10 protein-coding genes are annotated in these 13,154 nt (G+C 63.5%); 6 read left to right on the top strand and 4 right to left on the bottom strand.

The annotated features are described in order from the left end of the window. Positions 1-28 precede the first annotated feature (28 nt). Positions 29-670 (top strand): hypothetical protein, encoded by a 642-nt coding sequence (locus ACX17K_RS18035; RefSeq protein WP_493775850.1) that lies wholly within the window; start codon positions 29-31, stop codon positions 668-670. Positions 671-806: 136 nt separating this feature from the next. Continuing rightward, the gene (locus ACX17K_RS18030; protein WP_493775849.1) at positions 807-2,294 is read left to right on the top strand and encodes a carboxypeptidase M32; all 1,488 of its coding nucleotides are present in this window, start codon (positions 807-809) and stop codon (positions 2,292-2,294) included. 144 nt (positions 2,295-2,438) lie between these two features. Here the strand turns inward: ACX17K_RS18030 and ACX17K_RS18025 are convergent, their stop codons facing one another. Then, positions 2,439-3,308, bottom strand: a complete 870-nt coding sequence (locus ACX17K_RS18025; protein WP_493775848.1) for an alpha/beta fold hydrolase — start codon at positions 3,306-3,308, stop codon at positions 2,439-2,441. 730 nt (positions 3,309-4,038) lie between these two features. Here ACX17K_RS18025 and ACX17K_RS18020 point away from each other — a divergent pair. From ACX17K_RS18020 to ACX17K_RS18005, 4 genes are all read left to right on the top strand, one after another. After that, positions 4,039-4,563 carry a fimbrial protein gene (locus ACX17K_RS18020; protein WP_046157131.1) on the top strand — a complete coding sequence of 175 codons (525 nt, stop codon included), beginning with the start codon at positions 4,039-4,041 and terminating at the stop codon, positions 4,561-4,563. A gap of 68 nt (positions 4,564-4,631) precedes the next feature. Continuing rightward, positions 4,632-5,381: a fimbrial biogenesis chaperone gene (locus tag ACX17K_RS18015; protein ID WP_493775847.1), complete on the top strand. Its 750-nt coding sequence runs from the start codon at positions 4,632-4,634 to the stop codon at positions 5,379-5,381. Positions 5,382-5,448: 67 nt separating this feature from the next. Beyond that, entirely contained in the window at positions 5,449-8,007 is a 2,559-nt protein-coding gene (locus ACX17K_RS18010; RefSeq protein WP_493775846.1) for a fimbria/pilus outer membrane usher protein, read from the top strand. Between the two features lie 44 nt (positions 8,008-8,051). Next, on the top strand, positions 8,052-9,017 hold the full coding sequence (locus ACX17K_RS18005; RefSeq protein ID WP_493775845.1) for a fimbrial protein: 966 nt from the start codon (positions 8,052-8,054) through the stop codon (positions 9,015-9,017). A gap of 72 nt (positions 9,018-9,089) precedes the next feature. On the opposite strand, the gene ACX17K_RS18000 is transcribed toward ACX17K_RS18005, so the two are convergent. The 3 genes from ACX17K_RS18000 to ACX17K_RS17990 all read right to left on the bottom strand — a co-directional run bounded on the left by ACX17K_RS18000 (position 9,090) and on the right by ACX17K_RS17990 (position 13,079). After that, positions 9,090-9,392, bottom strand: a complete 303-nt coding sequence (locus tag ACX17K_RS18000) for a hypothetical protein (RefSeq protein ID WP_104946381.1) — start codon at positions 9,390-9,392, stop codon at positions 9,090-9,092. Between the two features lie 424 nt (positions 9,393-9,816). Further along, positions 9,817-11,430 carry an MFS transporter gene (locus ACX17K_RS17995; protein ID WP_343481404.1) on the bottom strand — a complete coding sequence of 538 codons (1,614 nt, stop codon included), beginning with the start codon at positions 11,428-11,430 and terminating at the stop codon, positions 9,817-9,819. After that, positions 11,427-13,079 (bottom strand): GMC family oxidoreductase, encoded by a 1,653-nt coding sequence (locus tag ACX17K_RS17990; RefSeq protein WP_493775844.1) that lies wholly within the window; start codon positions 13,077-13,079, stop codon positions 11,427-11,429. The genes ACX17K_RS17995 and ACX17K_RS17990 overlap by 4 nt, the downstream gene beginning before the upstream one ends. Positions 13,080-13,154: the final 75 nt, after the last annotated feature.

Below are 13,154 nucleotides of genomic sequence, written 5' to 3'. Positions count from 1 at the left end.
AGAGTGCGATGGTTGCGAGGGCTGGGGCATGAATCCCCGCGAGGCGACGCTGGATGCCTATCTGAAGCTGATTGCCAGGCTGGGCGCCGACGACGGGGTGGTGGCGGCGCGGCGGGAAATGCTGGGGCGTTTGCTGGCCCGGCTCGCCGGCGCGAAGCGGACTTCCGGCGATTATCACGCCCATGTCGGCGGCTTCGTCGCGGATTGCGGGCAATCCGAGCGGGTGCTGGCCATCACCTGCGCCCGGGAGTTTTATTACTTCTGGCTCGACGACATGAAGAAAATGGTGGAGATGACGGCCCGCGCCGGCTTTTCCATCCATAACCCGGATTTTCCCTGGCATGGCGATCTCAGCGCGCTGCTGGGCGCGATGCGCGAATCCGGTTTTTCGCGCTTCCCGCCTTCGCTGGGGCTGTTTCTGGGCAAATCGTTCGAAGACGGGGCCGACGAGGCCGATATCCGCGAGCGCGAGCATCTGCTCAAGGCCTTGCTTTTCCTGCTTGATCCCCATCCCCCCACTTCCAGCCACTATCGGATGGCGGTGGACGCGCTGTTGCAGCATCTGGCGGACGCCGCTGCCAGGCAGCAGCTGCTGGCGCTGGTGCGCGAGTATTTCGGCTATTGGCAGTCCTTCCCTTTCTCCCATCACCGCAAGAGCGCGTCACCCTGAGTCATCATTGAGTAAAACTCATTGGTTTCTCCTGTTCGCCGCATGCCGGAAGATCGATTTTTCCTAATGAAAATCATGGCATTGACCGAATGACGAACTGGTGTGAACATTCATTTTCCACACAAGGGAGAACGCAATGGGATATCAGACGGCCTATCAGAGCCTGACCCGGACTTTTCAGCGGTTGCATCATTTCGCCCATCTGGGCGCCATCGCCAGCTGGGACCACGCGGCGATGATGCCGGCCAAGGGCAACGAGGCGCGCGCCGCCGCCCAGGCCGAGCTGCAGGTGCTGATGCATCAGTTGATCACCGCTCCGGAGCTGGCGCAGCAGCTGCGCAGCGCCGAGCAGGAAGATCTGGACGAAGCGCAACGCGCCAGCCTGCGCGAGATGCGCCGGGAGTGGCAGCAGGCCAATCTGCTGCCCGCCGAGCTGGTGGAGGCCAAGACGCTGGCGGCTTCCCGTTGCGAGCATGCCTGGCGCAGCCAGCGCAAGAGCAATGACTGGCAAGGTTTCTTGCCGAATTTCCGCGAGGTGCTGAGGCTGGCGCGCGAAGAGGCCGCGCTGCTGGCCGAGGCCAACGGCGTCAGCCGCTACGACGCGCTGCTGGACAAGTACGAGCCCGGCATGCGAAGCGCCGAGATCGCGCGCATCTTCGACGACGTGAAGACCTGGCTGCCCGGCCTGATCGAACGCGCGCGCGCCAAGCAGGCTGGCGAGACGGTGATCCGGCCGCAGGGGCCGTTCCCGGTCGAGCGGCAGCGCGAGCTGGGCCTGGAGGCGATGCAACTGCTGGGCTTCGATTTCGACGGCGGCAGGCTGGACGTCAGCACCCATCCGTTCTGCGGCGGCGTGCCGGAGGACGTGCGCATCACCACCCGCTACCGCGACGACGATTTCGCCCAAAGCCTGATGGGCATCGTCCATGAGACCGGACATGCCCGCTACGAGCAGGGCCTGCCGCGCGATCTGCTGTCGCTGCCGGTCGGCCGCGCCCGTTCGATGGGCATACACGAGAGCCAGAGCCTGTCGTTCGAAATGCAGCTGGGTTGCAGCCGCGGCTTCCTGCAATTGCTGGCGCCGATGCTGCGCCGCCATTTCGGCGATCAGCCGGCCTTCGACGCCGACAACCTGGCCAAGCTGTTCACCCGGGTCGAGCCCGGCTATATCCGGGTCGACGCCGACGAGCTGTGCTATCCGGCGCACGTGATTCTGCGCTTCGAGATCGAGCGGGCGCTGATCGACGGCGAGATCGAGGCCGAAGACGTGCCGGCGCTGTGGGACGAGAAGATGATGGCCTATCTGGGCGTGGACACGCGCGGAAACTACCGCGACGGCTGTCTGCAGGACATCCACTGGACCGACACTTTCGGCTATTTCCCCAGCTATACCCTGGGCGCGATGTACGCGGCGCAGTATTTCGCGACGATGCGGCGAGCAGAACCGGGGCTGGACGACAAGATCGGCCGGGGGGAGCTGGAGCCGGTGTTCGGCTGGCTGCGTGAGAACATCTGGAGCCAGGGCAGCCGCTGGAGCACCGACGAACTGGTTCGGCGCGCCACCGGCGAAACGTTGAATCCCGCTCATTACCGCGCCCATCTGGAAGCGCGCTATCTGGGCTAGCCGCGAGGGCCGGAGCCGTTCCGGCCCTTTCAAACCCGCTGGCAAGAACCCTGATCCTGCGTTGCGCCTCCTTGCCGTACCACTGGCGCAGGGGGCGTCGGCGCGCCTTGGCCCAGCTTCTCTGCGAGGTTTTGCTCGCGGCTCTTAGTCTTGCCGCAGCAGGAAGCGTTCGACTTCGGCAGCCATCTGCTCCGGCCTCTCCCATTGCAGCATATGGCCGGCGCCGGCGATCGTAGCCTCGCTGAGGCGGGCGAAACAGGCACGGCGCTGGTCCAGCGTGGCCATCACGTCGCTGACGACGGGGTGGCCGAACGGTTGCTCGCCCAGCAGCCACAACACCGGCGCGGTGATGCGGCGCCAACAGGCCATCGCCTCCTCCAGCCGATACAGCACGGGGTTGACCATTTTATGGCGCGGGTCGGCGCGGTAGACCACGCCGCCGTCTACCGGCCGGGTCAGCTCCGCGGCCAGCCAGCGCGCCCGCTCGGGCGTCAAACCCGGATTGCGGACGATCAGCTTGCTCGCCGCCTGTTCCGGGCTCTCCATCGGTTCGAACCCAATCGCTTGGCTGGTCTCCCGCAGCCAGCGGCCGTAACGGCCGGGCGCCTCGGTGGGTCGGGTGGGATTGAGGCCGAAGCCTTCGGCCAGCACCAGCTTCGCCACTCTTTGCGGGCAGACGCCGGCGTAGATGCCGGCGATCATCGATCCCATGCTGTGTCCCAGCAGGTTGACCGGCTGGTCCGGCGACAGTTGGCGCAGCAGATCGTCGAGGTCAGCCAGGTAGTCGGGGAAATAATAGCTGCCGTCATTCCATTGGCTATCGCCGAAGCCGCGCCAGTCGGGCGCGACGACCCGCCATTCTCCCTGCAGCGCGTCCACCATGAATTGAAACGTGGCGGAGCTGTCCATCCAGCCGTGCAGCAGCACCAGCAGCGGCGCGTTGTCGTCGCCCCAGCGGCGCAGGTGGTAGCGGCGTTGGTTGAGCGTCAGGTATTGGCTGGAGGCGGGCGTCATGTCGGGCGGGTTCCGTTTGGTGCGCAGCCGTTCAGTCTAACTGCGCGATGACGGTGCGGATAGTGGCGGCTGGGGCATTATTGGCAATGGAAATGAAAATGTCATTATGGTTTGCCTTTTCTTTGGAATTTGGCGTATTTATTAAATTAAAAGTTTAAAATGTTGTTAATTTGATGCAAGAATGCGACACGCCAGTACAGCCATGACAAACTGTTATCTTGGTGAAAATCCTTTTTAATCAATGGATTGATTTTAATTTTGACATATATGCTCAAGTAAGAGGATGTTGAAAGTTATGTCTTTTTTGATTTAACCTAACGTCTACATCGCAGCAAAACCGCGCAAGCGGAGGCTCTCGGCAAGGGATGCCGATGCGATGAAGCTGAGCATTGTCCAGCCATGGAAGGCGACAGACAGCCGTTTTCAACGGGGTCAGCCGCCGATCTTCAGGTTTTGCCCGCCTGTTTTTTTCAATCTGATGACGAACGACTGTCAGATGGCTTTGATTAGATTTGATGGGTTTTGTGAAATCTGATTATTGAATTGTTGAAAATTGGCGGCAATGAAGCCGGCCGCGGGACGGGTTCGGCGCCGGAACATCTCAAGTGCAGGCAGGGATCGCAAGATTGCCGAAGATGCCTTGACGTGTCGGACAGCTCTTCAACTTCTGCCCCTTGCGGGCAGGCAATCGGGCAAATGCACTGCCTGCAATTTCAACGGAGACTATTAAATGAAACAGATCGTAACTGCAGCTCTGATCGGCTTGGGCGTGTACTCTTCCGGCGCCATGGCCGCTGACGGCAAAATCACCGTCACTGGAAACATCGTTGCCCAGACCTGCACCATCGCCGGCACTTCCGGCTCCAACGTCACCGTGAACCTGCCGACCGTGGGCGCTTCCTCGCTGGCCAGCACCGGCCAGACCGCCGGCGCCACCCCGTTCGCGATCAACCTGAGCAACTGCCCGTCCAGCCTGAAGAGCGCGCAGACCCGCTTCGAAGTGGGCCCGACCGTGAACCCGACCTCCGGCAACCTGCTGAACAGCACCGGCGCCGGCTCGGCTTCCAACGTTGAAGTTCAGCTGCTGAACAACACCTTCAACGCCATCAACCTGAGCACCAACGCCAACTCGCAGCAAGTCGCCATCAGCGGCGGCGCAGCCACCATGGGCTACTACGCCCAGTACATCGCCACCGGCGCGGCTGGCGCGGGTTCGGTGAACACCAGCGTTCAGTACTCGATGACCTACCAGTAATAGGCGTCATCCGGCAGGCGGCTTGCGAGCCGCCCGCCGGCATCTTTTGCATGGAGGCGGGTTAGGAAATGAAACAAGCAGTATGGCGAGGAGCGCTCGCCCTGGCGGTCGCCGGCTCGGTATGGACCAGCGCGGCCTCGGCCGGCGTGGTGATTTCCGGAACCCGCGTCGTGTACAAGGCGGAAGACCGCGAAGTGACCGTCAAGGTCAACAACCCGGGCAAGGAACCGTCCCTGGTGCAGGTGTGGGCCGACAGCGGCAACGAGAAATCCGTTCCCGACACCGCCGACGCGCCTTTCCTGATCATGCCGCCGATTTTCCGCGTGGATCCGGCCAAAGGCCAAACCTTGCGGCTGACTTTCACCGGCGCCGATCTGCCCAAAGAGCGCGAATCGGTGTTCTGGCTGAACGTGCTGGATGTGCCGCCGCTGCCGAAGGCCGGCAACGAGCAGCGCAATTTCATGCAAGTGGCTTTCCGTTCCCGCATCAAGCTGTTCTATCGTCCCACCGGCCTGCCGGGCACGCCGGACGATGCAGCCGACAAGCTTTCCTGGTCTTTGCTGCCGCAGGCCAGCGGCAAGGGCTACATGCTGCGCGCGTCCAACCGCGCCGCGTACAACGTCTCGCTGAACCGGGCGATGCTGCTGGTGGGCAAGCATGAGTACGAAACCGATGGCGGCATGGTGCCGCCGGGCGGCAGCCACGATTTCGCGCTGAAGGACTTGAAGCTCAAGCCGGACGCCGGCGCGAAGCTCACTTACGAAAGCATCAACGATTACGGCGCCCCAGTCATGCACAGCGCGCCCTTAGCTCCCTGATAATTCCAGCGTAGGCCTGCCGGGGCTGCGCGCTCCCGCAGGAGACGATCTAGCCATGAAGCACTTGATGACACGACATTCCGATAACAGCTGGGCCCTTAGCCCGCTCAGCCTGTTGATTTTCGGCTTGTTCGGCGGCCAGGCTGCCTTGGCGGACACGTCCGCGGCGGAAAACGCCGCGCTGGGCGATGTGCAGTTCAATCCCGTCTTCATCAATCAGAATTCCAACGGGAAAAAAGTCGACCTTTCCCGCTTCAACCAGATGGGCGGGGCTTTTCCCGGCAACTACCGCGCCGACGTCTACGCCAATAGTGTCTGGATCGGCCGCCGCGACGTGCAGATGAAGGAGCTGGCCGAAGGCAAGGTGCTGGCCTGCTTCAACCGCGCGATGATGGACGAGCTGGGCGTGGATTTCACGAAGGTGGGAAATGCGGCCGGCGTGCCGGGACGTGACGAGCCCGCCCGCTGCGTCGACATCGCCACGGTGGTGCCCGGCGCATTCTCCAGCTTCAACAGCGCGGATCTGCGCCTGGATGTCAGCATTCCGCAGAAATACATGCGGGCCCAGGCGCGCGGCTACGTCGCGCCGGAATACTGGGACGCCGGCGCGCCGTTCGCCGGCTTCCTCAATTACAACGCCAATGGCTATCGCTACGACAACGGCGCCGCCGGCAAGTCGACCCAGTATTATTTCGGCGCCAACGCCGGCCTGAACATCGGCTTGTGGCGCTTCCGCTATAACGGCTCGCTGACGCAGCAGGACAGCGGCAACGGCCAGAGCCAGCGCAACTACCAGGGCGCGTCCGCCTATACCCAGCGCGATGTTACCGACTGGCACTCGGTGCTGACCCTGGGCGATTACTTCACGCCTTCCGACATGTTCAGCAGCGTGCCTTTCCGCGGCGTGCAGCTGAGTTCCGACGACCGCATGCTGCCGGAGTCGATGCAGGGCTACGCGCCGGTGGTGCGCGGCGTCGCCGAGACCAACGCCAAGGTATCGATTCGCCAGAACGGCAATCTGATTTACGAAAACGTGGTGCCGCCGGGCGAGTTCAGCATCGACGATCTCTACAACACCGGCTTCTCCGGCGACCTGGAAGTGACGGTCACCGAGGCGGACGGCCGCGTGCGCAAATTCATCGTGCCTTACGCCGCTGTGCCCCAGCTGCTGCGCGAAGGACAATCCCGTTACGCGATCACCGCGGCGCAATGGCGCGACAACTCGCTCAACAAGCGTCCCGATTTCGTCCAGGCGACTTACCAGCGCGGCATCAGCAACAGCCTGACCCTGTACGGCGGCCTGATCGCCGCCGACCATTACCAGTCGGCGCTGTTCGGCTCCGGCGTCAATACGCCGCTGGGCGCGTTGGCGCTGGATGTGACCCAATCCTGGGCCAGCAATCTGCCGTACAACGCCAGCGCCGCCAATATGCAGGGCCAGAGCTACCGGGTGACCTACAGCAAGCTGATGGAGTCGACGCGCACCAACTTCACGGTCGCCGCCTATCGCTTCTCCACCGATGGCTATCTGGAGCTGCGCGATTACGCCAACCTGATCAACCAGGTCGGCGTGGTTTACCGCGCCAAGAACAAGTTCCAGCTCAATGCCGACCAGCCGCTGGGCGATGGCCGCGGGCAACTGTTCTTCACCGGCTCCACCCAGGATTACTGGAACCAGAAGGGCCGGGATCTGACTTACCAGCTGGGTTACAGCAACAGCTTCAAGTCGGTGAGCCTGAACCTGTCCGCCGGCCGCACCCAGGATTCGACTGGCCGCATCGTCAACCAGTACATGCTGAGCCTGTCGATGCCGCTGGGCCGCGAGCCGTATTCCCCGCTGCTGAGCACCAGCGTCAGCGGCAGCAGCGACCGCAGCGGCAACGCGCAGATCAATCTGAGCGGCACCACCGGCGAATTGCGCAACCTCAGCTACAACGTCTACGCCAGCGGCAACCGCAGCAGCGCCGGCGCCAATAGCGGCGGCGGCGGCGGCAGCGTGCAGTACGCCACGTCGGTGGCGACGCTGACCGCGGGCGCGAGCTCGAGCGGCGGCAACTCCCAGGCGAATGCCGGCATCAGCGGCGCGCTGGTGTTCCATCCGGGCGGCGTGACGGCGGCCCAGTCGCTGGGCGAATCCTTCGCCGTGGTCGAGGCGCCGGGAGCCGAAGGCGCGGCGGTGAGCAACACCAACGGCGTGCGCGTCAACAAGAATGGCTACGCGGTGGTGTCCTCGCTGATGCCGTACCGCCGCAATGAAGTCACGCTGGATCCGAAAGGCATGGATCAAGACGTGGAATTGCAGGAAACCAGCGTGCAGGACGCGCCGCGAGCCGGCGCCATCGTGATGCTGAAATTCAACACCCAACAGGGTAAGCCGGTGATCGTGACGCTGAAGCGGCCGGACGGCAGCCATCTGCCGGTGGGCGCGACGGTCAGCGGCGGCGACGATTTCCTCACCATGGTGGGGCAGGGCGGACGAGCCTTCCTGCGCGGCGTGGAAGGCAAGCCGCTGACGGCGAGCTGGGGCAGCGACGCCGGCCAGCAATGCCGTTTCAGCTATCAACTGCCGCAGAAGACGGGCGACGCGGCCTATATGCGGACCGATGCCGTTTGCGAGTCGCTGTGATGTTTGGCGCGAGCCACTAGAGATACCGGGAAAGCGATAGGAAAATGAAGAAACTGATCTGCCGCGGAGTATATGGATGGCTGCTGGCGCTGATGCTGGCCATGCCGCTGACCAGCCATGCGCTGGGATGCTGGAACGGCAGCAACAGTTCCGGCAATGTCACCTCCACGTTCAATCTGCCGGGCAATTTGTTCGTCTCCGCCAACGCGCCGGTAGGCACCATCATCTGGCAGTCGTCGTTGCAGAATCTCAGCTTGTACTGCTCGCAGAGCATAGGCGAGAACGTGTATTTCTGGGTGAATCCGAGGAGAGTGGCTTTGGCCCCCGGCTTGCAGATCGGCATCATCTTCAATGGCCAGACCTACACCCAGAGCAGCGGCGCTATCGACACCGGCATCTATGTGCCGAGGGGCGGTTCGGTCAATCGAGTCTTGCAGTATTCCATCGTATTGCTGAAGACCACTGGCGCGCCGTCCAGCGGGACTTCTTCGATCAACCAGTATTCGGTATTCCAGCTGGACGGCATCGGCGGCATCAATGCCGCGCCCGGCATCAACTTCAATCAGCTGATCAACGGCAGCGTCACCTTCACGCCCGGCGGCACTTGCGATCTGAGCGCGAACGGGCAGTACACGGTGAATCTGCCTACGGTCGCCAGCGGCCAGTTCGCGTCGGTGGGCAGCGCGCAGTCCCGCTACGCCTTCACCATCACCGCCGCCAATTGCTCCACCGGCGTGAGGACGGCGACTTTCCGCTTCTCGGGCACGGCTGATTCGAACAATCCGGTGCTGTTCGCCAATACCGGCGGCTCGGCGCAGGGCGTCGGGATCAATTTCGGCAGTTCGGCCGACGGCGCCAATATCGGCGCCAACAGCACCAACAATACCCGGGTGGTGAACGTGCAGTCGCAAATGGCGCAGCTGGGCGTGTTCGTGGAATACATGCGGACGGCGAACATCGTGGCGGGCAGCCTGCAGACGGCGATCACGATCGACATGTTGTACCAGTAGCTGATTCGTCTGCGGCGACAATGAAAAAAGCCTTCGGCCGTTTGGCCGAAGGCTTTTTTGCGCGTTGTCGGATCAGTTGTAGACGATGGTGACCAGCTGTCCGTTGCTTTGAGTGGTCGAGCCGGTCATGTTGACGGCGGCGATGCTCAGCGACTGGGTGTTGTCCATGCCGGAGCAGGATTGGCCGGACGCCATTTTGCGGGCGGCCTGGTATTGACGGGGATTCTGCGCGTAGCTCAGCAGCGTGCTGCTGTTCTGGGCGCAGGGTTCCTTGACGATGGAACCGCTGAAGTTGACGGTGCCGCCGTTGGAGGCCATGGCAAAGCCAGATTGCAGAGCGGCCAGCGCTGCCAGAGTCAGTATGGCTTTTTTCATTTGAGTCTCCCTATTGGCGGCCCGCGAGCTGTTGTTCGTGGGTTTATAAACAAATTATTTAAATTAATTCGTTTATATTTAATTTGTTCTGTTAAGCAAAGTATAGGCATAGGAATTGTAAACATCAAGCCTATGTTTAATTGAATTATTAATAATAAAAATTTAAAAATAGCGAGCTGGCCGCAGCGCGCGGTCTTGATTGGGCGCCGAGGAGGGCGGCTTTTCGGCAGGGATAATTTCAAGTTATTGCATTTTTGCGGGATTGCTTGATTTTTGGCTGATGCCGGGGAACGGCGGAGGGGCTGGCGCGCGAGCCGTGGCTTTTCTGGGAGAGGGGCTGGCGATGGCGAGGAAGCAAAAGCCCCCTCGGAGGAGGGGGCGGCCGCGGGGGCAAGGTGCGGTGGCGATCGGATGTGTTTAAGGTTCAGTGGCCGTGGATGTCGTTGCGGAAGGTTTCCTTCAGGAACAGCAGGCTTACAACAAGGCTGACGGCGTAGACCACGATCGGGTACCACAGGCCGTACAGGATGTCGCCGGTGTAGACCACCAGCGAAAAGGCGACGGTCGGCATCAGTCCGCCGATCCAGCCGTTGCCCAGGTGATAGGGCAGCGACATCGAGGTGTAGCGGATGCGGGTGGGGAACAGTTCCACCATCATCGCGGCCAGCGGGCCGTAGGTCAGCGCGGAGATCACCGACAGCAGCACCAGCACCAGGATCACCATCGCGTGGTTGATCTTGGCCGGGTCGGCCTTGTCCGGATAACCGGCGGTTTTCAGCGCGTCCTGCAGCGCTTTCTTGTCGAAGCCCTGTTGAACGGTTGCGCCGATGTGGATTTCGGTGACGCCGGCCGGCGCGGCTTTTTGCTGGTAGGGCACGCCGCTCTTGGCCAGCAGCGCCTTGGCCTGGTCGCACGGGGTGTTCAGCTTGGCTTTGCCGATGGGGTCGAACTGGAAGTGGCAGCTGGCCGGGTCGGCAATCACCGTCACCGGGGCGCGCGACTGGGCGGAGGCGACGTCCGGGTTGGCGTAGTCGGTCAGCCAGCTGAAGGCGGGGAAGGTCAGCGCCAGGCCCAGCGCCAGGCCGGCGATCAGCACCGGCTTGCGGCCGATGCGGTCGGACAGATGGCCGAAATACAGGAACAGCGGCGTGGTCAGGATCAGCGACGCGATCAGCATCAGGTTGGCGGTCTGCGGGTCGACTTTCAGGATCTGCGTCAGGAAGAACAGCGAGTAGAACTGCGCGCAGTAGAAGGTCACCGCCTGGCCGCCGTTGAAGCCGAACAGCGAGATCAGCACCACTTTCAGGTTGGCCCAGTTGCCGAAGGCCTCGCTGATCGGCGCCTTGGAGTGCTTGCCTTCGGCCTTCATTTTCAGGAAGGCCGGCGACTCCTGCATCGACAGCCGGATCCAGGTGGAGATCGCCAGAAGGAAGATGGATAGCAGGAAGGGCAGGCGCCAGCCCCACTCGTTGAAGGCTTCGCCGGTGAGCTTGCGGCAGGCCAGGATCACCAGCAGCGACAGCAGCAGGCCGGCGCCGGCGGTGACCTGGATCCAGCTGGTGTAGCCGCCGCGCTTGTGATCCGGCGCGTGTTCGGCCACGTAGATGGCCGCGCCGCCGTATTCGCCGCCGATGGCCAGGCCCTGCAGCATGCGCAGCGACACCAGGATCAGCGGCGCGGCGATGCCCAGCGTGGCGTAGCCGGGCAGCATGCCGACCAGGAAGGTGGACAGGCCCATGATGACGATGGTGGCGAGGAAGGTGTACTTGCGGCCCACCATGTCGCCCAGCCGGCCGAACACCAGCGCGCCGAACGGCCGCACCACGAAGCCGGCGGCGAAGGTCATCAGCGCGAAGATGAAGGCTGTGGTTTCGTTGACGCCGGAGAAGAACTGCTTGCCGATGATGGCGGCCAGCGCGCCGTACAGGAAGAAGTCGTACCATTCGAACACCGTGCCTAGCGACGAGGCGAGAATCACCTTGCGCTCGGCGCGGCTGATGCCGGCGGTGGAAGCCGCCGATGCGATGCTGTTGCTCATGTCCAGGTCTCCTTTGCGGGTGGGGACGGCGTCCGTATCGGCGCCGCTTGCTTGTTGTCCTGCTCTATCATCTGCGCCGCCTTGGCGGCGATCATCAGGGTGGGGCTGTTTGTGTTGCCAGAGGTGATGGCGGGCATGATGGACGCGTCCGCCACGCGCAAGCCGGCGACGCCGCGCACCCGCAGCCGGTCGTCCACCACCGCCAGTTCGTCATGGCCCATCTTGCAGGTGCCCACCGGGTGGAAGATGGTGGTGCCGATCCGGCCGGCGGCGTCGATCAGCTGCTCCTCGCTCCGATACTGCAGGCCGGGCCGGTATTCCTCGGGTAGATAGCGCGAGAGCGCCGGCGACGCGGCGATGCGGCGCGTCAGGCGGATCGCCGCGGCGGCGACGCGCTGGTCTTGCGGATGGCTGAGATAGTTGGGCTGAATCAGCGGCGGCGCGTCCGGGCGAGCGCCTCCGATGGCGACATGGCCGCGGCTCTCGGGCCGCAGCTGGCACACCGAGGCGGTGAAGGCGGGGAACGGGTGCAGGGGCTCGCCGAAGCGTTCCAGCGACAGCGGCTGCACATGGTATTCCAGGTCGGGCGTGGCGGCGCCGGGGCCGCTGCGGGCGAAGGCGCCGAGCTGGCTGGGCGCCATCGACAGCGGCCCGCCGCGCTTCCACAGGTATTCCCAGGCCATCGCCAGCTTGCCGCTCCAGCTGGCCGCGCGGCGGTTCAGCGTGGAGGCGCCTTGCACCTTGAACACCAGCCGCAGTTGCAGGTGGTCCTGCAGATTAGCGCCGACGCCGGGCAGAATACGCAGCGGCTCAATGCCATGGCTCGCCAACAAGGGCGCCGGGCCGATGCCGCTGCGTTGCAGCAAGAGCGGTGAGCCGATGGCGCCGGCGGCGAGGATGATCTCGCCGCGGCAGCGGGCCTGCAGCGGCATTCCCTGTTGCATAAATGCGATAGCGGCGGCGCGGCCGTTTTCCAGGATCAGCCGGTCGGCCTCCGCGCCGGTCAGCACCGTGAGATTGGCGCGATCGCGGATCGGCCGCAGGAAAGCGCGCGCGCTGCTCCAGCGCCAGCCGCCTTTCTGATTGACCTCGAAGTAGCCGCAGCCGGCGTTGTCGCCGGTATTGAAATCGTCGGTCGGGGCGATGCCCTGCTCGGCGGCCGCGGCGCGGAAGGCGTCCAGTATCTCCCAGGACAGCCGCTGCTTCTCCACCCGCCATTCGCCGCCATGGCCGTGCAGCGGACGCGCGGCGTCGAAATGGTCTTCCATGGCGATGAAGTGGGGCAGCGCGTCGCGCCAGCCCCAGCCGCGGTTGCCCAGCGCCTCCCAGTGGTCGTAGTCGGCGGCCTGGCCGCGCATGTAGATCATGCCGTTAATCGACGAGGAGCCGCCCAGCACCTTGCCGCGCGGGTAGCCCAGCGAGCGGCCGCCCAACCCGCTTTCCGCCGCGGTCTGGTAGCACCAGTCGGTGCGCGGGTTGCCGATGCAGTAGAGATAGCCCACAGGGATGTGGATCCACGGGTAGTCGTCGTTGCCGCCGGCCTCCAGCAGCAGCACGCGTTTGTCCGGATCGGCGGACAGGCGGTTGGCCAGCAGGCAGCCGGCGCTGCCTGCGCCGACGATGATGTAGTCGAATTCGCCGCTGAGCATGGCGGGATGCTCCGGTCATGTCGTTGTCGTAGCTGGCATCTAAACCGAAGCGGAGGCCGCTGGGAATAGCCAGCG

This window comes from Chromobacterium sp. INPA-IVC (assembly GCF_059047085.1).
Note: the sequence above shows the minus strand (reverse complement) of the source record. Positions and strands in the feature narration are given on the sequence as shown.

Excerpts from the sequence above, each read along its gene's own strand:
- ACX17K_RS18035 (WP_493775850.1), top strand. The coding sequence starts at position 29 with ATGAATCCCCGCGAGGCGACGCTGGATGCCTATCTGAAGCTGATTGCC.
- ACX17K_RS18030 (WP_493775849.1), top strand. The coding sequence starts at position 807 with ATGGGATATCAGACGGCCTATCAGAGCCTGACCCGGACTTTTCAGCGG.
- ACX17K_RS18025 (WP_493775848.1), bottom strand. The coding sequence starts at position 3,308 with ATGACGCCCGCCTCCAGCCAATACCTGACGCTCAACCAACGCCGCTAC.
- ACX17K_RS18020 (WP_046157131.1), top strand. The coding sequence starts at position 4,039 with ATGAAACAGATCGTAACTGCAGCTCTGATCGGCTTGGGCGTGTACTCT.
- ACX17K_RS18015 (WP_493775847.1), top strand. The coding sequence starts at position 4,632 with ATGAAACAAGCAGTATGGCGAGGAGCGCTCGCCCTGGCGGTCGCCGGC.
- ACX17K_RS18010 (WP_493775846.1), top strand. The coding sequence starts at position 5,449 with ATGACACGACATTCCGATAACAGCTGGGCCCTTAGCCCGCTCAGCCTG.
- ACX17K_RS18005 (WP_493775845.1), top strand. The coding sequence starts at position 8,052 with ATGAAGAAACTGATCTGCCGCGGAGTATATGGATGGCTGCTGGCGCTG.
- ACX17K_RS18000 (WP_104946381.1), bottom strand. The coding sequence starts at position 9,392 with ATGAAAAAAGCCATACTGACTCTGGCAGCGCTGGCCGCTCTGCAATCT.
- ACX17K_RS17995 (WP_343481404.1), bottom strand. The coding sequence starts at position 11,430 with ATGAGCAACAGCATCGCATCGGCGGCTTCCACCGCCGGCATCAGCCGC.
- ACX17K_RS17990 (WP_493775844.1), bottom strand. The coding sequence starts at position 13,079 with ATGCTCAGCGGCGAATTCGACTACATCATCGTCGGCGCAGGCAGCGCC.